Consider the following 20,954-nt stretch of genomic DNA (forward strand, 5'->3'; position numbering starts at 1 on the left):
AAAATGCTTTGGTTTCATGCACTTAAATAGTAAAACCATCCGGCAGCAAAGCTCCTTTTTTGATCACAATAATACCTCCCTTTACCGTGTAGAGCTCTGTGTCCACATCCTCCAAATGTGATCCGCCGTTAAGTGTCACATCCTTCCCGATACGGCAGTTCTTGTCTATAATGGCATTATTGATGGTACAGCGTTCACCAATGCCCAGATTGACGATATTATTTTCGTAATTATAAGTCATTTCATCAAGGTTTTGGTAATAATCATTACCCATAAGGTAGGAATTGGAGATTTTCGACCCCTTCCCGATCCTGTTCCTGATACCTATTACAGAATGCTCGATGGACGTACCATCGATAATGCTTCCCTCGGCAATAATTGACCTGTCTATTGTTGATGCATTGGTAATTTTTGAGGGCGGCAGCACCCTGGCACGAGTGAATATCTTGCTAAGGTTGTCAAACAGGTTGAATTTTGGTATCTCATCTGTAAGCCTTAGGTTTGCTTCAAAAAAAGAATCGATATTTCCAATATCGGTCCAATAGCCTTCATACTGGTAACTCAATATTTTATGGTTGCCAATTGCCTGCGGTATTATCTCCTTCCCAAAATCTTTTGCTTCAGTGGTTGACATAAGGTCAATTAGCAGTTGACGGTTAAAGATGTAAATACCCATTGACGCAAGGTAATGCTTGCCTTCTGCCTTTGATTCCTCACTGACTTCAGAAGACCATTCGGGCAAAAGGTCTCGGTGGGGTTTCTCAATGAAAGATGTTATCAGGCTTTCTTCATTAGTTTTTAAGATTCCAAATTCAGGAGCATCCTTAGCATTAACAGGAAGCGTAGCTATTGTAATGCCTGCACCGCTAGACTCATGTGCCGCGATCATATCGTTGAAATCCATCTGGTACAGCTGGTCACCCGACAGGATTAAGGCATAATCAAACTCGTGATTAAGGAAATACTGCATACACTGCCGTACTGCATCGGCAGTGCCCTGGAACCAGGTTGGGTTGTCCGGTGTCTGTTCGGCCGCCAGTATGTCGACAAATGCGGTGCTGAAATGGCCAAACTGGAACGTGTTTTTGATATGCTGGTTGAGCGAAGCCGAGTTAAACTGCGTGAGCACGAACATCCTGTGGATATTGGAGTTAATGCAGTTGGAAATTGGAATATCAACCAGGCGGTATTTACCACCTATTGGTACTGCCGGCTTGGAGCGACGCTGCGTTAACGGAAACAACCTTGAACCCTGCCCGCCACCAAGTATGATGGCTAATGTACTTTTACTCATCGTATACCAATTTTATTCGTTATGCCTTCTCTATTTCAAACCGTGCTATGACTTCTTCATAATACGTATAAGTCTTTTTTGCAATCGACTCCCAACTGAATTTGTCAAGTACACGCTGCCTTCCAGCTTTACCCATTTGTAACGCCCTGTTTTCATCTTCTAATAAAAGGTTCACCCGTTCGGCGAAAGCCCGTTGGAATTTTTCCGGGTCTTTAGGATTAAGATTGCCTCGGGAAATGCTTTCCAACCGAATAAGGAAGCCTGTTTCGCCTTCGGTAAGGATTTCGGGAATGCCTCCCACCGCACTGGCAACCACAGGAGTTTCGCACGACAATGCTTCCAGGTTAATGATGCCGAAGGGTTCATACAGCGAAGGACACGCAAATACACGCGCATGGCTGTAAAGTACACGCACTTTGTCTCTAGGTAACATTTCCGATATCAGGATAACTCCGCCGCGGGTGGCTTTAAGCCTGTTTATTAAGTCTTCAGTCTCTTTTGCTATTTCGGGCGTATCCGGCGCCCCGGCGCAAAGAACAATCTGGCAATTGGGTGTAAAATAATGTGCTGCCGCTATCAGTTGCGAAATTCCTTTTTGACGTGTTATCCTTCCTACAAAAAGGACAAAGGGAATTTGCGGGTCGATGCCATATTCCTCAAGTATATTTACATCAAAAACAGGCTTGTAAAATTCCGGGTCGATGCCATTGTGTATTACAGTGACTTTTGCAGGGTCAATATCATACGCCTCTACAACGTCCTCCTTCATCTGCTCACTGACGGCAATCACGCCATCGGCCAGGTTATAGGCCGAGCGCTCTATCCACCGCGACAGGAAATACCCGTTGCCGAGCTGCTCGATCTTCCAAGGGCGGTGGGTTTCCAGGCTGTGCGTGGTCAGGATGAGCGGCACCTGCAGCAGTTCCCTTGAATATATGCCCGCCAGGTGTGTATACCACGTATGGCAATGGATTACATCAGCAACCGGCGTGTGCAGCGATATCTCTACATTCCGGCTCAGGTTTTGGAACATTTTAATGTGTTGGTTGGCCGGTTCATTCATTTCATTTAGCGAAGGCTGTATACCCAGTACATTCATCCCCGGCTGCTCTGCTTCCTGATCCCCATAGCATCGCACCTCCACTTCAGCCAGCTTTGCCAGCTCGTAGCTCAAAAAATCGATATGTACACCGGCGCCACCATAAATGTTGGGTGGGAACTCATTGGTAAAGAGGGCAATCTTCATTGGTTGTCAAGGGCTTTTTAGTAGTGAGACCTAAAGATAATGAAATAACTGTTTGTGTTTATATTATCGGACATTATGTTTTTATTCTTTTCAGAAAAAGCAACATTCTGCTAACCAGAGTTTTACTTTTATCACAACCTCTGTTTATTTAGAATAATTAAAAATAGTTTGGCTATTATCGTTTTGACACTTACTTTTGCACCCGAAAAAAACACCTATTACAATGCACAAATTCATATTCAAAAAGCTATTTTTTTGCCTTGTACTCCTATTTACTCTTGCAATAAGTGCACAGGACAAAGCAAGGATAAGCGGTAAAATAACCCTTAGCGACAATTCGGTTGCCGAAAATATTTCGGTAGCATTAAAAGGCACTTCGCATGGCACTACTACCAATTCTGAAGGCCTTTACGAAATAAAAAACATAAAGCCGGGGACGTACACGCTTCGTATATCAGCTATTGGCATCGCTACGGTAGAAGAGCAGGTTACAGTTGGTAACGGTGAAGCAGTGATTAAGAACATTGTACTCACTGAAAGCCGTGAACAGCTTGATGAAGTAATAATCGAAAGGAATTTAAACCGCTACAAAAAACAGGAAAGCACCTCATCAGCAAGGATGCCTTTGAAAGCGCTTGAAAATGCTCAGGTATCCAATATAGTTACGAAAGAGCTTATGGCTGACCAATTGGTTACCAATCAGGATGATGCCCTTAAAAATGTAACAGGGCTTTATCAGCTTTGGGGCTCTACCGGGCGTGCCGGCGACGGAGGTTCGTACTTTGCATCGCGCGGGTTTGTAACACAGGCACAGTTGCGGAACGGTGTTGCCGGTACTGTTATCGCCAACAACGATGCGGCCAACATGGAAACGCTTGAGGCCATCAAAGGCCCGTCAGCAACCCTTTTTGGAAGCATACTTACCTCATATGGAGGATTGGTACACCGTGTGACCAAAAAACCCTACGAAACATTTGGGGGCGAAGTGACCTACCAAACCGGAAGCTTTGGCTTCAACCGCGGAACGGTAGATGTAAATACTCCTGTAAATGCTGATAAGACGGCACTTTTCAGGCTAAACGCCGCTACAACTTCTACAGAGACTTTCCAGGATTTTGGGATGAGTAAAAGTATCTTTGTAGCTCCGTCATTCACATATAAATTCAGCGACAGGCTGACAGCCACAATCGAGGGAGAGTTTTTCGATCAGGATGCTACCGGCCTGCACCTCATTTACCTCGATTACATGCATACGCCTTCCAGCCTTGGCATAAACAGCGCCGCCGATCTTGACCTTGATTTTAAGCGTTCTATGGTAGGCGGTAATTTTATCACTAAAACAAGGAGCCGCAACATTTTTGGAACGGTAAACTATAAGATCTCAGATGCATGGACATCACAGTCTGTGATCACATCGGCAAGCAACGAGGCCAACGGCCCGGGCTTTTGGTTCTACCTGCGCCCTGACAATAAAATGTCGCGAAATGCGTGGGGTTTTGGAGGTTCGTCAAATGCTATAGAGTTCCAGCAAAACTTTACAGGGGACTTCAACATCAGCAGTATGAGAAACCGCATGGTGATAGGTGGAGACATCTACCACACCAAGGGCTATACTGATATTACCTACCTGCCAAGTGGTGGCTGGGAGTTTGACGAGATTGATTACTCCGGGGCAATTGCCGATTACTACGCTTTTAACCCAAGGAATATCCAAAACCAACTTGACAGCTCCACTGCGGTATTCCACAGCAGCACCAATCTGAGCACACACAGCCTTTATATCAATGATGTGCTGAACATAACACCAAAATTATTAGTATCTGCCGGTGTTCGTTTTGATAACTTCGAAAACAGGGGCAGCTACGATGCGGCTTCCAATACTACTTCCGGCGGTTTCTCGCAAAATGCATGGTCACCTAAATTTGGCGTGGTATACCAGGTTATCCAGGATCAGGTATCGGTATTCGCCAATTACCAGAACAGCTTTAAAAATGTGCTTAATGCCAACGCAGGCAGCAGCGCACCGGGCGTGAACACCGAAACATTCAGGCCCGAGCAGGCCAACCAGTTTGAGGCAGGTATTAAGCTAGATGCCTTTAACAACAGGCTGGGTGCCAACCTCAGCTATTACAACATCAAGGTTGATGATATCGTAAGGGCCGATCCATCGGTTCCAAACTCTTCCATACAGGATGGCTCGCAAAAGAGCACTGGTTTCGAAGCTGAGATAACGGCTTCTCCGATCAAAGGGCTAAATCTTTTGGTAGGCTATGCGTACAATGATAGCAAATACACAAAGTCAGATGCCGGGGTGAATGGCCTTCGCCCTACAACTGCAGGTCCGCAAAACCTTGCCAACTTTTGGATCAGCTATAGGCTGCCTTCTACTGCCATCGATGGCCTGGGTATTGGCTTCGGCGGAAACTATGCCAGCGAAAGCGCCATCTACAACAGCAATACATTTGATGCTAATGGCGATGTGAACGGTTCGGAGAAATTCGTGCTTCCGTCATACACGGTGCTTAATGCTTCATTATTCTATGACAAGCCAAAATACAGGATTGCGCTTAAGGCAAACAATTTTACCGATGAGCTGTACTTTAACGGGTACACTACAATCAACGTGCAGGCTCCACGCAACTTTATGGGTAGCTTAACGTATAAGTTTTAATGGGTTTTAAAAAGAAAATAAGATTTATACACAAATGGCTCGGACTTACCTCCGGGCTCATTGTGTTTATAGTGAGCATTACGGGGTGCATCTATTGTTTCCATGATGAGATAAAGGACATGACCCGCGAGTGGCGCACGGTTGAGGCAGAAGCAAAACCCTATATTGCGCCATCTGTACTGCAAAAAAAGGCGAAGGAGCTGTACCCTGATGTTATCCAGTCGATGGTTATCTATGGGGGTGAAGCAAGACCGGCTTTTGTATATGGCGTAAAAGGGGAAGATGGCTACTTCATCTATTTCAATCCGTACTCGGGCAAGTTCATGCATGCCGAGAATCTTGAAGAAGATTTTTTCCACATTGTGGAGCACATACACCTTTACTTGTTGCTACCGCCGGAGATTGGCAAGCACATAGTGGGTGTAGCGACTATTATTTTCATATTCCTTTTGATAACGGGCATCATACAGTGGTGGCCCAAAAAGAAGAAACAGCTTAAAGACAGGCTTCAGGTAAAGTGGAGTGCCAAATGGCGCCGCGTGAACTACGATTGGCACAATGTCTCGGGCTTTTACATTTCGATAGTGGCATTGGTGATAGCTGCTACAGGATTGACCTTTACCTACGAATGGATGGGTGACGCCATGTATTACGGTGGTAATCTGGGCAGGAACTATCCCGAAGAGCGCGCCGAACCTGTAATTGATACCACGCTTACGCAAAAAGATGCACAGAATGTTATGGACAAGGCATTTGCACAAACACTTAAGCTCGCACCCACAAGGGGAATGTACTTTGTATGGGATCAAGGGCCTAAGAATGCCATTATTGCCGGATCGTACCCCAACGCTTTAGAATACCACCATCAGTCAAACCTGCAATTCCATCCCGTAACGGGCGAACTGGTTAAAGAGCTGATGTATGATGACAAAAGTGCCGGTATGAAGCTGCAGGAAATGAATTATGGACTGCATACAGGACAATACTTTGGCCTTACCGGAAAAATAATTGTTTTCATAGCCAGCCTTATCGCTGCCGCACTCCCTGTAACAGGTATTGTGATATGGTGGGGCCGCCGGAATAAAAAGCCGAAACACGTGAAAATAAAAAAGGCTGTGAACTAAATCACAGCCTTTTTCTCAAATAAATAAATCGAGCTTATTTATTTGAAACTACGGCATTGTGAGACCATTTCTTAACTTCTGCGATTCTGCTGTCCGCATAATCCACTTCGTTTAATTCGGATCCGGTCCAGAAGAACCATTTACCGGTCTTCACGCCATTGTTATATTCTCCCATCGATTGTTTTGTTCCGTCTTCGTTATAAGCCACCCATGTGCCGTGCAGTCTTCCGTCTTTATAAAAGCCCTGCTGCTTTACCTGGCCACTTTCATAATAATACGTAGATTTTACCATCTGATCCTGTATCTCATGTTTTGGCTTGGCTTCCTGGGCTGATAACACACCTGCTGAAAGCAGTACCGCAGCGATCATAATCTTTCTCATATCAGTTCTTTGTGTTTAATTGTACATTATCTATCACAAATATATAAATTATTTTACACAAAAGATACATTCACTTAACAATTTGGTAACATTGAGTGAAAACTTAACATTGGAAAATAAAAAAATCGGCGTTATATGCCGATTTTATTGAGGTTTCAGAGATTTCTCATTTTAGCAGCTTATCAAGCTGTGTGCGCAGTGCAGGGTTACTTGGCCTTGCCGCATCGGCTTCCACAACTTTCCCGTCAGGTCCGATAAGCAAAAAGCGCGGAATGGAATTGATGCCAAAAGCCTGCACAAATTCCGACTGCCATGCATTATCAGCGATAAGCTGTATGCCACTCATTTGTTTATCTTCCACCATCTTGCGCCATTTATCATAGTTCTTTTTCTCATCAATGGAGATGCTCACAAACTCAATCTTTTTACCATGGTAATCCTGCTCCAGCTTTTGCAGGTGGGGTATTTCCTGACGGCAAGGACCGCACCATTGTGCCCAAACATCAATATAGACATATTTGCCCTTAAGGCTTTCCAGGCTGGTTGTGCCTCCTTTGAAATTCTCAAAGTTAAAGGTTGGTGAAGGCTGGCCAATAATCTTGGCAAGACGCTCCCCTTTTTCCATCTGCTGTGCCAGCTGTTGGCGCTGTTGTGTTACCTGTCCATTAATTATACTTCGGAAATTACTATCCAGCGTTACATCCTCCAACTGTTTTTGCATACCGGCCAACAGTTCGTCAATCATCTTGTTGCGCATGGAGGCATCGGTTACGGCAGCAAGCTTAAGCCCGAGTGCCTTGTTATTTTTATTAAAGCCGGCAAGAAGATTATTTTCTTTTTCACCTTTTCCTTTAAACACAGCCGTCTCCAACAAATCATTGGCATCATAAGTCATAGTCAGGTCATTCCCTTCTTTCAGATAGAGTACTGCCACGCCTGTCCCGTCGGTTACTTGGTAAAAATCAGGCTTTACAGGAAAAGAAACGGTTTTAAAATTTCCTTTGGCGTCAGACTTCAGCACTTTTATCACGCCCGCTTGTGACTTTATGATAAGGGAGTCATTCTTGCGGTTATTCACTTTTGCAGTAAATTTCATTTCAGCCTGTGCAAAAAGCGATGCGGAAGCCAAAAGGAAAAGTATCAGGATATTCTTTTTCATCATATTTATTTTGGATGCTAAAGATAGCAAAAAAACAAAGCCTCCGCTAAGGGAAGGCTTGGGTTATTTATTTGAGAAGTTCGTCCAGCTTTGCCCTCAGTGCGGGATCCGAAGGTCGCGGAGCGTCTGCGTCAACAATGTTTCCTTTAGGGTCTATGAGGATAAATCTCGGGATACTGTTAACAGAGTAAGCCATTGTAAAATCAGAGCTCCAGTTCTTATCAGCAATGAGCTGGATTCCGCCCAGCGACTTATCCGTTACCATTTTTCTCCATTTCTCATAGTCTTTCTTCTCGTCGATCGAAAGGCTCACAAACTCGATCTTCCTGCCGTGGTAATCCTTTTCTACCTTTTGGAGATGCGGTATTTCCTGTCGGCACGGGCCGCACCAGGTAGCCCATACATCAATGTACACATATTTGCCTTTCAGGTCTTCGAGTTTGGTTATTCCGCCTTTATGGTTTTCGTAGGCAAAAGACGGAGATGGCTTGCCCTGCAGCTCTTTTAACTTGGCCACATGTTCGGCATATTCTTTTATTTCGGCCTTCTCTGCCGCCATCTGTTCGCGCATCAGTACCCTGAAGTTTTCATCAAGACCCTTATCCGCAAGCATCGGTTCAAGTTTTTTCGCAACATCATCGGCAACCTTAATCAGGGCTTCAGGATCGGGGGCAGCCATAAACTCATCCTGCATTTCCTCTTCCATAAGATATTTTTTTGCAATGAAGTTGTTTTCCTTTTCTCCCTTGCCTTTATACGAGATGGATTCATCAAACATTTTTGCATCCAGGCTCATGGCAAGGTCAAAACCATTCTTCAGGTAAACTGTTGCCACCTCGGCACCATCAAAAAGCTGGTACAGGCCCGGCTCCACGGCAAATTCATCCTTAAAATTGCCTTTGGCATCCGAAACCATCACTTTAGTAAACTTGCGCGAACGGATGGTGAGCGAATCGCTGTTGCGGTTCTGGACTTTGGCCGAGAATTTCATTTTGTCCTGTGCAAAAGCGCCGGTAAAGGCAAACAGGGTTATAAGCAGTAATTTTTTCATGTCAATTATTTGTTGGTTATGCAATGGAAAACGAAGTTAATGAATTTATAGTGTGATTTAATCAAGAAGATTATTAAGTTGCTCTGCCAGTGCCGGGTCGCTTGGTTTCTTAGCATCAGCGTCTACTATATTGCCGGAAGGGTCTATGAGTATAAATCTTGGTATCGACGTTATCAAATACTTTCTAATAAATGATAATTCAAAGCCTTTTCCTGAAAATAACTGGATTCCCATAAGCGATTTATCTGTCACCATTTTCCTCCACTTATCGTAGTCTTTTTTGGCATCAACAGAAAGGCTCACAAATTCTATATTTCTATCGCGATATACCTGCTCCAGTTTTTGCAGGCTAGGTATTTCCTGAAGACATGGGCCGCACCAGGTAGCCCAAACATCTATATAGACATATTTTCCCTTAAGGTCCTTCAGGCTGGTCGTGCCCCCTTTATGATTCTCGCAATTAAAATCCGGAGAAGGCTTACCTCTTCTGGACCACATAGACACAGTATGGTTAAATATCTTTTCCAACTCTGTTTTTTCACTAAAGAGTTCACTATTCATTATTTTTCTGAATTTTTTACTCAGCCTTTCATTATCCAGATCAGCCCAAAGCCTATCCATAACCTGGCGCACGATTGTTTTAAAAACGGCTTTGTCGGTAGTTTGTGCCACATTTTTCCGCGCTTCCTCGAACAAGAGGAATTTTTTTGCCAGATAGTTATTTTCTTCAGCCCCTCTACCTTTAAAAGAAATCGTTTCGTCAAACATTTTAGCGTCCATTTCCATTTTAAGGTCATACCCCTCCTCAAGGTAAATAGTAGCCTGCTCTTTTCCATCAAACAATCTGTAGAGCGCAGGTTCCATCAAAAAAGTGCCCTGAAAATTCCCATCGGCATCTGAAACCATCCCAACCCTGAATATTTTGTACTGCAATCCATCTACCTCAACCCTTTGCAGTACCAAAGTATCGCTGTTGCGATTTTCAATTTTGGCAATAAATCTGACGTTTGTCTGGGCTAAAGCGCCATTAAATACGAAAAGAAGGATAAATAAAATATTTTTCATATCGCAGCATCAGGATAGAGGATAGTTAACAGGTCACTAAAATAATTAAATTACTGATTATTAATCCATGTCGTCAATAAAAAAACAAGATCAAAATAACCTGACCTGTAACATTTATTTTTAATTTGCAATAAAATAGCCACCCCATGAAAAGCAGTACCTTACTAACCGCTGTCGCGTTTATTCTATTAATCTCCTGCCGGAGCGGACCAGAATCCACATTTACCGCTAAAGGGCCGGGATTTAGCCTTAAAATACCCGAATCAATGACCAGGACAACCTCACTGAATGATGAGGCCTCCCTGCAATACCAGGACATGATGAAAGAACTATTCGTCATAGTAATAGATGAGCCTAAATCGCAACTTGAGTCGGCATTGAATGACAATGAACTGTATGATCAATACACCAATGACCTGCAGGGCTATTATGATTTGATAATAACCAACTTTAAATCTTCTTTTTCCCTTGAAAAATTACCTGCCCCTACAAACACCAAAATAAACGGGCTTCCTGCAAAGGTTGTTGAGCTAGATGGTAATGTGGAAGGCGATAGGATTTACTGTAAACTTGCTTTCGTGGAAGGCAAAAAACATTACTACCAAATTATGGCCTGGACCAACGCTGACAGGAAGAAAGCCCTGGCAAAAACAATTGACGATATGGTTATTTCTTTTAAGGAAACCAGCAAGAGTAAATATTAAGTAGTCAAATCACAGGGTTTTATTGAGCACATACGTGTTACCCCCTCAGAGCTCCTGAGTAGGGAACCGGCATTCCCTTTGATAAAAAATAATGGAATTAGTATCATTCGTGGCTAAAATATCTCCCTGATATGCTAAATTTGCACTTCAAAATTTTCATGCAATGTACAGAAGCCATAATTGCGGCGAACTCAACGCCTCAAACATAAACCAGGAAGTAACGTTAGCCGGATGGGTACAAAAAGCCCGCAACAAGGGATTTCTTATATGGGTCGATCTTCGTGACCGCTACGGCATCACGCAGCTAATATTTGACGAAAGCCGTACCGATAAGGCTGTGTTCGACCTTGCCGCATCCCTGGGCCGCGAGTTTGTTATCCAGGTGAAAGGCACCGTGATTGAGCGTGAGGCCAAAAACCCGAACATGGCTACCGGCGACATAGAGATACTTGTAAGCGAACTTACCATACTCAATGCATCCATCCTCCCTCCTTTCTCTATTGAAGACGAAACAGACGGCGGCGAGGAGCTCCGCATGAAATACCGCTACCTGGACATCCGCAGGAACCCTGTAAAAAACAGCCTCATCTTCCGTCACAAAGTGGGCATTGAGGTACGCAATTATCTATCCAAGCAAGGATTCATCGAGGTTGAAACACCCGTGCTGATAAAATCGACACCGGAAGGTGCACGCGACTTCGTGGTACCATCCCGCATGAACGAAGGGCAGTTCTACGCCCTTCCGCAATCGCCGCAAACATTTAAGCAATTGCTTATGGTGGGCGGTATGGACAAGTATTTCCAGATCGTGAAGTGCTTCCGCGATGAAGACCTTCGTGCCGACCGCCAGCCGGAATTCACGCAGATTGACTGCGAAATGGCATTCGTGGAGCAGGAAGACATCATCCGGACATTTGAAGGCCTGGCAAGTCATTTATTGAAAGAAGTAAAAGGCATCGAAACCGGTCCGTTCCCGCGAATGACCTACGACGAAGCCATGAAAAAATACGGCAACGACAAGCCGGACATCCGTTTCGGGATGGAATTTGGCGAACTGAACGAAGTAACACAACACAAAGATTTCGCGGTATTCAATACCTCGGAGCTTGTAGTAGGCATTGCTGTTCCGGGTGCCGGGACCTATACCAGGAAGCAGATCGATGAGCTTATCGAGTGGGTAAAGCGCCCGCAGGTAGGCGCAAGCGGTATGGTATATGCCAAATATGAAGCCGACGGCTCCATCAAATCATCAGTAGACAAATTCTACGACCAGGCCGATTTGCAGAAATGGGCTGAGATAACGGGTGCCAAACCAGGCGACCTTATACTTGTGCTTTCGGGGGACGCGCACAAAACGCGTACCCGCATGAGCGCCCTGCGCATGGAACTGGCCACACGCCTTGGCCTGCGCAACCCTGAAGAATTTGCACCACTGTGGGTGGTAGACTTCCCGCTGCTGGAGTGGGACGAGGACACTTCGCGCTTCCATGCCATGCACCACCCGTTCACCTCTCCAAAACCGGAGGACATGCCTCTGTTGGAAACCAACCCGGCAGCCGTACGCGCCAATGCCTACGACCTTGTGCTTAACGGTAACGAAATAGGTGGTGGTTCGATCAGGATACATGACAAGGCCACACAGTCGCTTATGTTTAAATATCTTGGCTTTACCGAAGAGCAGGCCAAAGCACAGTTCGGCTTCCTGATGGATGCGTTCCAGTTTGGCGCGCCGCCGCACGGAGGGCTTGCATTCGGTTTCGACAGGCTGGTAGCAATACTGGGCGGGCAGGAAACCATCCGCGACTTCATTGCATTCCCTAAGAACAACTCAGGCCGGGACGTGATGATCGACGCACCTTCACTCATTGACAATGCACAGCTGGATGAGCTGCACATCAAATTAAAATAATTTGGAATTTCCTTACGTTATACAATAGCCGCCTCATTCCAACGGGCGGCTATTTTTTAATCCATAACCAACTACACATGAAAAAATTAAACATTCTGCTTATTGCGCTGCTGCCAGCCATGGCCTTTGCGCAGGAAGAAACTACTCCAAAACCTATTAAATTCGGCGTACAGGCGGGGGCTACGTATTCCGGCTTACGCGGCAACCCGGGTGCTGAGGAAAACGACTATGCTGTAGATTACCTGTTAGGGTTATCTATTGAAGTACCTATCAGTGAAAGGCTATCTTTCATCGGCAACCTGAACTACGAGCGAAAAAGTTTTAGTAGGGAAATACAAATAGAGGAAGACCCTTTCGACCCTATCTTCCAGCCGGTAAACCTGGATGTCCGCGCTACGCTGCACTACATTTTAGTACCGCTCAACCTCAAGTATTATCTTGATCCTGCCAAAAAGTTCTATGTGAACGGAGGTTTGTTTGCAGGCTTCTTCCTCGACAACACTCTTAAAGTAGATGGTGATAAAGTGGAAGACGAAAGCGGCGACGGCATTTTCAAAACGCTTGACTTTGGCCTGAATCTGGGGTTGGGCATGCGCATCCCCCTTGACAACAAGAACGACCTGAATATCGAGCTGCGCGACAACCTCGGGCTGGTAAACATAAGCGATGTACCGGTAATGGATGATGGCACGGTTAAGACAAACTCTGTCAATCTGATTGTGAGCTGGCAGTTTGGGCTGTAAAAATAAAACTGTAACTTTTTTGAGTACAATAACCCCTTGATTATAAATCAATTATTTTTATAAAACTTTTTTAACATTTCTCTTTGCAGTGTCACAAATAAGTTTACCTTTGACGCATTATTAATTATTTTTTTATTACAGAATGCGTACAGGCAAAGTAAAATTTTTTATTGAAGCTAAAGGTTTTGGCTTCATAACAGACGACGAAACAGGCAAAGATATCTTTGTACATGCTACAGGTCTTAGGGCAGAAGGTCTACGTGAAGGCGACAAAGTGAGCTACGTGGAAGAAGACGGAAAAAAAGGTAAAGTAGCCGCTCAGGTAACGGCTATCGACTAATATATTTATATTACCCGATTACCTCAAACCCACCAATGAACCGCCCTTTAAAAGGGCGGTTTTTTTATGAAGAGAAATCTCTTAATTACATTTTTTTAGCTATTGTTTTAACAATTAAACAACTAACAAATCTTTGCCTGAAGATTTATTGAAAACCGTTAAAATAACCGTAAATTGCATTTTATTTAGAACGAGTAAAAATTAAGCTTTAAATCTTTCTCTCTCCCAAAAACGTTTAGGTAGTTCAGGCAGGGAATGTATATTTGTGGATTGTTTATAAATTGCAAGTAGTTATGGACACAACCCAGATGAGTTATTTCCCGATTTTCATGCAGCTTTTGCTGGCCACGGGCTTTGTTGCAGGCACCATTTTTATATCGAACCTGCTGGGCCCGAAGAGGAATTCGGTAAACAAAGACAAGAACTTCGAGTGCGGTATCGAATCAATCGGTAACGCGCGCATCCCTTTCTCCGTAAAATATTTCCTTGTAGCCATATTGTTCGTACTGTTCGACGTGGAGGTGATCTTCATGTACCCGTGGGCTGTGAACTTCCGCGAAATGGGCCTTGAAGGCTTCCTGAAAATGGGCATCTTCATGCTGTTGCTTGTGGTAGGCTTCTTCTATGTGATCAAGAAAAAAGGCCTGGAGTGGGAATAAAAGGATATTGGGCAGGGTTTTTGAACCAATGCCTGATAATCAAAATTTAAATTACAATGAGCAATTCAAAAGATATAAAATTGGTTGACGCTCCCGAGGGAGTGGAAGGACAGGGCTTTTTTGCTACCAAGCTGGACACCGTCGTAGGTTTGGCACGTGCCAACTCGCTTTGGCCTTTGCCGTTTGCCACCTCGTGCTGCGGCATCGAATTCATGGCCACAATGGCATCGCACTACGACGTTGCACGTTTCGGTTCGGAGCGTATGAGCTTCTCGCCGCGCCAGGCCGACATGCTGCTGGTTATGGGTACCATTGCCAAAAAGATGGCACCTATCCTCCGCCAGGTATACGAACAGATGAGTGAGCCACGCTGGGTTATTGCCGTAGGGGCATGCGCCTCTTCAGGTGGTGTATTCGACACCTATTCAGTGCTCCAGGGCATTGACAAGGTAATCCCGGTAGACGTTTACGTTCCCGGATGCCCGCCAAGGCCGGAGCAGATACTGGACGGCGTGATGAGGCTGCAGGAGATCGTGAAATCGGAATCCGTACGCAGGAGGAGCTCACCGGAATACCAGGAACTAATGGCTTCTTATAACATTACATAAGGTACAAATGGCTTTAGAAACATCTGTAATACAAGACAAGCTTACCGGTAAATTCGGCGACAAAGTAACCGGCTTTATCCTGCAAAACGATATATTGTCATTCGAAGTAGAATCCGCTTCAATGGCCGAAGTGATGGGCTTCCTGAAGGACGACCCTGTATTGCGCTTCAACTTCCTTACCGACGTGTGCGGCATCCATTACCCTGATAACGACATTGAAAGGCAGTTTGCAGTGGCTTACCACATGCACAACTGGATGGACAACGTGCGCATACGCTTCAAGTGTTTCCTTAACGGGGATAATCCTGAGATAGAGACCGCTACCGGGATGTTCCTGGGCGCCAATTGGCAGGAGCGCGAAACCTACGACTTTTACGGCATCATCTTCAAAGGGCATCCGCAGCTGAAGAGGATTCTGAACATGGACGAGATGACCTCGTTCCCGATGCGGAAGGAGTTTCCTCTTGAGGACGGCGGCCGTACCGATAAGGACGACCGTTTCTTCGGAAGGATAACTGATAATGCACACAATTAACAAGGAATAATTCATTTATAATGTCAGACCTGTTATTACCACCGGAACACCGCTATGCCAAGCTGATCGAGCAGAGGAAGAATGAAGACGGCAGCGAGCTTTCCATACTGAACCTTGGGCCAACGCACCCGGCCACGCACGGTATTTTCCAGAACATCCTGCTTATGGATGGCGAAAGGATCATGGACGGCGAAGGCACCGTGGGTTACATTCACCGCGCTTTTGAGAAAATAGCCGAAAACAGGCCGTTTTACCAGATAACCCCGCTTACCGACAGGATGAACTACTGCTCATCGCCCATCAACAACATGGGCTGGTGGATGACCCTGGAGAAAGCCCTTGACATCGAGGTGCCGAAAAGGGTGCAGTACATGAGGGTGATCATCATGGAGCTGGCGCGCATTGCCGACCACATCATCTGCAACTCGGTACTGGGTGTGGACACCGGCGCACTGACAGGCTTCCTTTACGTATTCCAGTACAGGGAGAAAATTTACGAAATATACGAAGAGATATGCGGCGCCCGCCTTACGACCAACATGGGCCGCATTGGTGGCTTTGAAAGGGACTGGAGCCCGGAAGCCTTCAAAAAAATAGACAAATTCCTCGAAGAGTTCCCGGCTATATGGGCGGACTTCGAGAACCTGCTTACCCGCAACAGGATATTCATGGACCGTACGATAGACGTAGGCCCAATATCCGCAGAGAAAGCAATGAGCTATGGGTTTACCGGCCCTAACCTCCGTGCGGCAGGCATCGATTATGATGTGCGTGTTATGACACCGTACAGCTCGTATGAAGACTTTGAATTTGACGTGCCGGTAGGAAAATCGGGCGATACCTACGACCGTTTCTGCGTGCGCAACGCTGAAGTGTGGGAGAGTTTAAAAATCATCAAACAGGCATTGGCCAAGATGCCGGAAGGCCCTTTCCACGCCAATGTACCGGATTATTACCTTCCGCCAAAAGAAGACGTTTACAACAACATGGAAGCCCTCATCTACCACTTTAAGATCGTGATGGGCGAGATACCTGTGCCAAAGACCGAAGTGTACCACGCAGTGGAAGGCGGCAACGGGGAGTTGGGCTTTTACCTTATAACCGACGGAAGCCGTACGCCATACAGGCTGCACTTCCGCAGGCCTTGCTTTATTTATTACCAGGCATTCAACGATATGGTAAGGGGGCAGATGCTTTCTGATGCCATTGCAACATTATCAAGCCTCAATGTTATTGCAGGGGAGCTTGACGCATAAACAGATTATTATAAATGATGAATTTTAAATTATGAATTGGCAAAACATTTAAAATTTATAATTCAAAATTTAAAATAGAAAAAATAGAAACGTATGGAGATTAGTCACGTACATCAGAATATAAATATCACCCCTGAGCTTCAGGCCAGGATTGATGAACTGTTAAGCCACTACCCGGGCGATAAAAGGAAATCGGCACTGCTGCCCATTCTCCACGAAGTGCAGGACGCACACGACAACTGGCTGAGCATTGAACTTCAGGACAAGGTGGCCGAAATCATTGGCATCAAGCCGATCGAGGTATACGAAGTGGTATCATTCTACACCATGTACAACCAAAAGCCTATCGGGAAATTCATGTTCGAATTTTGCAGGACCTCATGCTGTGCTGTTCGTGGTGCGGAAAACCTGATGGACTATACCTGCGAAAAACTGGGCGTAAAGGAAGGCGAGGTAACACCGGACGGCATGTTCCAGGTAGTTGGCGTAGAGTGCCTTGGCGCCTGCGGCTATGCACCGATGATGCAGCTGGGCGACTATTACAAAGAGCACCTTGACAAGCAGAAGATCGACGCATTGATCGAAGATTGCAGGGCTGGCAAAGTAGATTTACATAAACTGACCATTACAGAATAGGTATGGGACAAAAGATATTATTAGAGCACGCACAGGTGCCGGGGATCAAGACCTACGAAATATACCGCAAAGTAGGCGGCTACCGCTCTGTGGAAAAAGCGCTGAAAAGCATGACCCCTGACGAAGTGGTGGAGGAAGTAAAGACATCGGGCCTTCGCGGGCGCGGGGGCGCAGGTTTCCCTACCGGGATGAAATGGAGCTTTATTGACAAAAAATCGGGTAAGCCAAGGCATTTGGTGTGCAACGCCGACGAATCGGAGCCGGGCACTTTCAAGGACCGCTACCTGATGGAATACATCCCGCACCTTTTGATCGAGGGGATGATTACATCGAGCTACGCCCTGGGCTGCAACCTCTCCTATATCTACATCCGCGGCGAATACATGTGGGTGTTCCGCATACTGGAAACAGCAATTAAAGAAGCCTATGCTGCAGGATGGCTGGGCAAAAACATACTGGGTTCGGGCTTTGATCTTGACCTTCACGTACACTGCGGCGCCGGTGCCTACATATGTGGCGAGGAAACCGCACTTATTGAGTCGCTGGAGGGCAAAAGGGGCAACCCGAGGATCAAGCCGCCATTCCCTGCGGTAAGCGGGCTTTGGGCCAATCCAACGGTGGTGAATAACGTGGAATCGATCGCGGCAGTGCCATGGATCGTGAACAACACCGGTGCGGAGTATGCAAAAATAGGCATCGGGCGCTCTACAGGAACAAAACTGATATCGGCTTCGGGGCATTGCAAGAACCCGGGCGTATATGAAATAGACTTAGGACTGAGCGTTGACGAGTTCATGAACTCCGACGAATACCTGGGTGGAATGATGGACGACAGGCCGCTGAAGGCGCTGGTTCCCGGAGGTTCTTCGGTGCCGATCCTTCCTGCGCACCTGATATTCAAGAATGCCGAAGGCGGCGACAGGCTGATGAGCTATGAGTCGCTTAGCGAAGGCGGTTTTGCTACAGGTTCCATGCTCGGCTCGGGCGGATTCATCGTGTACAACGATACTACCTGCATCGTGCGCAATACGTGGAACTTCTCACGCTTTTACCATCACGAAAGCTGCGGGCAGTGCTCGCCATGCCGTGAAGGTACCGGCTGGATGGAGAAAGTGCTTCACCGAATCGAAAACGGCCACGGCCGTGAGGAGGATATCGAGCTGCTTTGGGACATACAGAGAAAGATAGAAGGCAATACCATATGCCCTCTTGGCGATGCGGCAGCATGGCCGGTGGCAGCGGCGATACGCCATTTCAGGGACGAGTTTGAATACCACGTTCGCTTCCCTGAGAAAATCAGGAACCGTGACCACTTTGTAGCAGAGCCTTTTGAGAAGGTGAGGCATTTGGTGACAAAAGAAGTAGTGTAGAGTTTAAAGTTTAAATGTTGAAAGTTATAAAGTTGGCAGATCCAAATGAAGGACATCCAAAAACTTTAAAAACATTATAACATTCAACTTTCCAACATAAAGAAAATGAAAGTAACAATAGACGGACAGGAAATAGACGTAGAACCGGGGACCACCATCCTGCAGGCTGCGCGTAAGATAGGCGGCGAATCAGTCCCGCCTGCCATGTGCTACTATTCCAAACTGAAAGGAAGCGGGGGCAAATGCCGCTGCTGCCTTGTGGAGGTTTCCAAAGGAAGCGAGGCCGACCCGCGCCCTATGCCGAAGCTTATGGCATCGTGCGTAACGGGCTGTATGGACGGCATGGAGGTAAAGAGCATCACTTCGGAAAGGGTAATTGACGCAAGGAAGTCGGTAACCGAGTTCCTGCTCATCAACCACCCGCTTGACTGCCCTGTGTGCGACCAGGCCGGTGAATGCGACCTGCAGAACCTGAGCTTTAAGAACGGTTCCTCCAAAACGCGTTTCATTGAGGAAAAAAGGACGTTCGAACCGGAAAACATCGGGCCGTACATCCAGCTGCACATGAACCGCTGCATCCTTTGCTACCGCTGTGTAATGACTGCCGACCAGCTTACCGACAACCGTGTACACGGCGTGGTGAACCGCGGCGACCACTCGCAGATATCTACCTGCATTTCCAAAGCCATTGATAACGAATTCTCCGGCAACGTAATCGACGTATGCCCGGTAGGCGCGCTGACTGACAAGACTTTCCGCTTTAAGCAGAGGGTATGGTTCAACAAGCCGTACAATGCCCACAGGGATTGCGACAAATGCTGCGGCAAGACTACACTGTGGATGTTTGGTGACGAGATACAAAGGGTTACTGCCCGTAAAGACGAGTACCATGAGGTGGAGGAATTCATCTGCAACGAGTGCCGTTTTGAGCATAAAGAAACTAAGGACTGGGTTATCGAAGGGCCACGTAAATTCGAGAAAGATTCGGTTATCAACCAGAATAACTACACCAGGAAGCTGGAAACCGTTACCATCGAGACCGAGAAGCACATACTCCTTGGCCGCGAGCAGGATCGCAAGAAGATAAGTATGACGGCCATTCCGCTGAAAACAGACGAATTAAAGCCATTTAAAGAAGGGAATATATAATGGATCAGGCTATTATCATAGAAAAGAGCGTTGTCATCATTGCGGTTTTCGCGCTGACGATGCTTATGGCGATGTACTCCACATTGGCCGAAAGGAAAATTGCCGCGTGGCTGCAGGACCGTATAGGGCCTAACCGTGCAGGGCCGGGCGGTTTATTCCAACCCCTTGCCGACGGTTTGAAACTTTTCTCTAAAGAAGAATTCTTCCCGAACACGCCAAACAGGTTCCTGTTCATCGCGGGGCCGTTCATCTCAATGAGCACCGCGCTAATGACCAGCGCCGTTATCCCGTGGGGCGACAAGCTGGTTCTGTTTGACCGCGAGATCATCCTGCAGGCTACGGATATCGACGTGGCCATGCTGTACATCTTTGGCGTACTGTCGGTGGGTGTCTACGGCATTATGATTGGCGGATGGGCATCCAACAACAAATTCTCGCTGATGAGCGCCATGCGTGCCTCATCGCAAATGATATCCTATGAAGTAGCTATGGGCCTTTCGATCATTGCTCTGGTAATGATGACGGGGACTCTGAGCCTTAAAGAAATCGCTGCCGGGCAGGAAGGCATGAACTGGAACGTATTCTACCAGCCGGTGGGCTTCCTTATTTTCCTGGTATGCTCATTCGCTGAGACCAACCGTACGCCGTTTGACCTTGCCGAGTGTGAGGCCGAGCTTATCGGGGGATACCACACCGAATATTCGTCAATGAAAATGGGCTTTTACCTGTTCGCTGAATACGCGAGCATGTTCATTTCATCAACCATACTGGCCGTGCTTTACTTTGGCGCGTACAACTACCCGGGCATGCAGTGGGTGGAGGACAACTGGGGCGTAAACCTTGCCAACATCATTGGCATGGGGGCGCTGTTTGCCAAGTTGTGTTTCTTCATCTTCTTCTACATGTGGGTTCGCTGGACGATACCGAGGTTCCGTTATGACCAGCTGATGCGCCTTGGATGGCAGATGCTGATACCATTGGCTATTGCCAACATCATCATTACCGGGCTTGTAATATTGTTAAGTGACGGTAACTTAAAATTCTAAACTACCC

20 protein-coding genes are annotated in these 20,954 nt (G+C 46.4%); 14 read left to right on the plus strand and 6 right to left on the minus strand.

All coding sequences use genetic code 11. The features are described from left to right. Nucleotides 1-22 precede the first annotated feature (22 nt). A complete protein-coding gene (locus OGH69_RS12160; protein WP_265174751.1) occupies nt 23-1,294 on the minus strand; it encodes a glucose-1-phosphate adenylyltransferase in 1,272 nt (423 codons plus the stop codon). Nucleotides 1,295-1,313: 19 nt separating this feature from the next. Beyond that, the gene (gene glgA, locus OGH69_RS12165; protein WP_265174752.1) at nt 1,314-2,540 is read right to left on the minus strand and encodes a glycogen synthase; all 1,227 of its coding nucleotides are present in this window, start codon (nt 2,538-2,540) and stop codon (nt 1,314-1,316) included. 223 nt (nt 2,541-2,763) lie between these two features. Here glgA and OGH69_RS12170 point away from each other — a divergent pair, with 223 nt between their 5' ends. Both OGH69_RS12170 and OGH69_RS12175 read left to right on the plus strand, forming a co-directional pair. Then, nucleotides 2,764-5,211 (plus strand): TonB-dependent receptor, encoded by a 2,448-nt coding sequence (locus tag OGH69_RS12170; RefSeq protein WP_265174753.1) that lies wholly within the window; start codon nt 2,764-2,766, stop codon nt 5,209-5,211. Then, on the plus strand, nt 5,211-6,335 hold the full coding sequence (locus tag OGH69_RS12175; RefSeq protein WP_265174754.1) for a PepSY-associated TM helix domain-containing protein: 1,125 nt from the start codon (nt 5,211-5,213) through the stop codon (nt 6,333-6,335). Before OGH69_RS12170 ends, OGH69_RS12175 begins: the two co-directional genes overlap by 1 nt. A 34-nt stretch (nt 6,336-6,369) precedes the next feature. On the opposite strand, the gene OGH69_RS12180 is transcribed toward OGH69_RS12175, so the two are convergent. The 4 genes from OGH69_RS12180 to OGH69_RS12195 form a co-directional block, all read right to left on the minus strand. Continuing rightward, the gene (locus OGH69_RS12180; RefSeq protein ID WP_265174755.1) at nt 6,370-6,717 is read right to left on the minus strand and encodes a toxin-antitoxin system YwqK family antitoxin; all 348 of its coding nucleotides are present in this window, start codon (nt 6,715-6,717) and stop codon (nt 6,370-6,372) included. A gap of 166 nt (nt 6,718-6,883) precedes the next feature. Further along, nucleotides 6,884-7,876, minus strand: coding sequence for a TlpA family protein disulfide reductase (locus OGH69_RS12185; protein WP_265174756.1), 993 nt, complete (start codon nt 7,874-7,876; stop codon nt 6,884-6,886). Between the two features lie 67 nt (nt 7,877-7,943). After that, the gene (locus OGH69_RS12190) at nt 7,944-8,927 is read right to left on the minus strand and encodes a TlpA family protein disulfide reductase (protein ID WP_265174757.1); all 984 of its coding nucleotides are present in this window, start codon (nt 8,925-8,927) and stop codon (nt 7,944-7,946) included. Between the two features lie 57 nt (nt 8,928-8,984). Continuing rightward, nucleotides 8,985-9,992, minus strand: a complete 1,008-nt coding sequence (locus tag OGH69_RS12195) for a TlpA family protein disulfide reductase (RefSeq protein ID WP_265174758.1) — start codon at nt 9,990-9,992, stop codon at nt 8,985-8,987. A 266-nt stretch (nt 9,993-10,258) separates the two neighbouring features. On the opposite strand from OGH69_RS12195, the gene OGH69_RS12200 reads away from it, so the two are divergent. The 12 genes from OGH69_RS12200 to nuoH all read left to right on the plus strand — a co-directional run bounded on the left by OGH69_RS12200 (nt 10,259) and on the right by nuoH (nt 20,947). After that, a complete protein-coding gene (locus tag OGH69_RS12200; RefSeq protein WP_265174759.1) occupies nt 10,259-10,696 on the plus strand; it encodes a hypothetical protein in 438 nt (145 codons plus the stop codon). 163 nt (nt 10,697-10,859) lie between these two features. Next, the gene (gene aspS, locus OGH69_RS12205) at nt 10,860-12,605 is read left to right on the plus strand and encodes an aspartate--tRNA ligase (protein WP_265174760.1); all 1,746 of its coding nucleotides are present in this window, start codon (nt 10,860-10,862) and stop codon (nt 12,603-12,605) included. A gap of 77 nt (nt 12,606-12,682) precedes the next feature. Further along, nucleotides 12,683-13,348, plus strand: coding sequence for a porin family protein (locus tag OGH69_RS12210; protein WP_265174761.1), 666 nt, complete (start codon nt 12,683-12,685; stop codon nt 13,346-13,348). A gap of 142 nt (nt 13,349-13,490) precedes the next feature. Continuing rightward, the gene (locus OGH69_RS12215; RefSeq protein WP_265174762.1) at nt 13,491-13,688 is read left to right on the plus strand and encodes a cold-shock protein; all 198 of its coding nucleotides are present in this window, start codon (nt 13,491-13,493) and stop codon (nt 13,686-13,688) included. A 293-nt stretch (nt 13,689-13,981) separates the two neighbouring features. Beyond that, nucleotides 13,982-14,347 (plus strand): NADH-quinone oxidoreductase subunit A, encoded by a 366-nt coding sequence (locus OGH69_RS12220; protein WP_265174763.1) that lies wholly within the window; start codon nt 13,982-13,984, stop codon nt 14,345-14,347. Nucleotides 14,348-14,403: 56 nt separating this feature from the next. Continuing rightward, the gene (locus OGH69_RS12225) at nt 14,404-14,955 is read left to right on the plus strand and encodes an NADH-quinone oxidoreductase subunit B (protein ID WP_265174764.1); all 552 of its coding nucleotides are present in this window, start codon (nt 14,404-14,406) and stop codon (nt 14,953-14,955) included. 7 nt (nt 14,956-14,962) lie between these two features. After that, complete coding sequence (locus OGH69_RS12230) at nt 14,963-15,490, plus strand: NADH-quinone oxidoreductase subunit C (protein ID WP_265174765.1); 528 nt, start codon at nt 14,963-14,965, stop codon at nt 15,488-15,490. A 20-nt stretch (nt 15,491-15,510) separates the two neighbouring features. Continuing rightward, complete coding sequence (locus OGH69_RS12235) at nt 15,511-16,746, plus strand: NADH-quinone oxidoreductase subunit D (RefSeq protein ID WP_265174766.1); 1,236 nt, start codon at nt 15,511-15,513, stop codon at nt 16,744-16,746. Between the two features lie 93 nt (nt 16,747-16,839). Further along, nucleotides 16,840-17,382: an NADH-quinone oxidoreductase subunit NuoE family protein gene (gene nuoE / locus OGH69_RS12240; protein WP_265174767.1), complete on the plus strand. Its 543-nt coding sequence runs from the start codon at nt 16,840-16,842 to the stop codon at nt 17,380-17,382. Nucleotides 17,383-17,384: 2 nt separating this feature from the next. Then, a complete protein-coding gene (gene nuoF, locus OGH69_RS12245; protein WP_265174768.1) occupies nt 17,385-18,752 on the plus strand; it encodes an NADH-quinone oxidoreductase subunit NuoF in 1,368 nt (455 codons plus the stop codon). Nucleotides 18,753-18,857: 105 nt separating this feature from the next. After that, nucleotides 18,858-19,901 carry an NADH-quinone oxidoreductase subunit G gene (locus OGH69_RS12250; protein WP_265174769.1) on the plus strand — a complete coding sequence of 348 codons (1,044 nt, stop codon included), beginning with the start codon at nt 18,858-18,860 and terminating at the stop codon, nt 19,899-19,901. Beyond that, on the plus strand, nt 19,901-20,947 hold the full coding sequence (gene nuoH, locus OGH69_RS12255; protein WP_265174770.1) for an NADH-quinone oxidoreductase subunit NuoH: 1,047 nt from the start codon (nt 19,901-19,903) through the stop codon (nt 20,945-20,947). Before OGH69_RS12250 ends, nuoH begins: the two co-directional genes overlap by 1 nt. The last annotated feature ends 7 nt before the right edge of the window (nt 20,948-20,954 follow it).

Source organism: Flavobacterium sp. MFBS3-15, assembly GCF_026107645.2.
Classification (GTDB): domain Bacteria; phylum Bacteroidota; class Bacteroidia; order Flavobacteriales; family Flavobacteriaceae; genus Flavobacterium.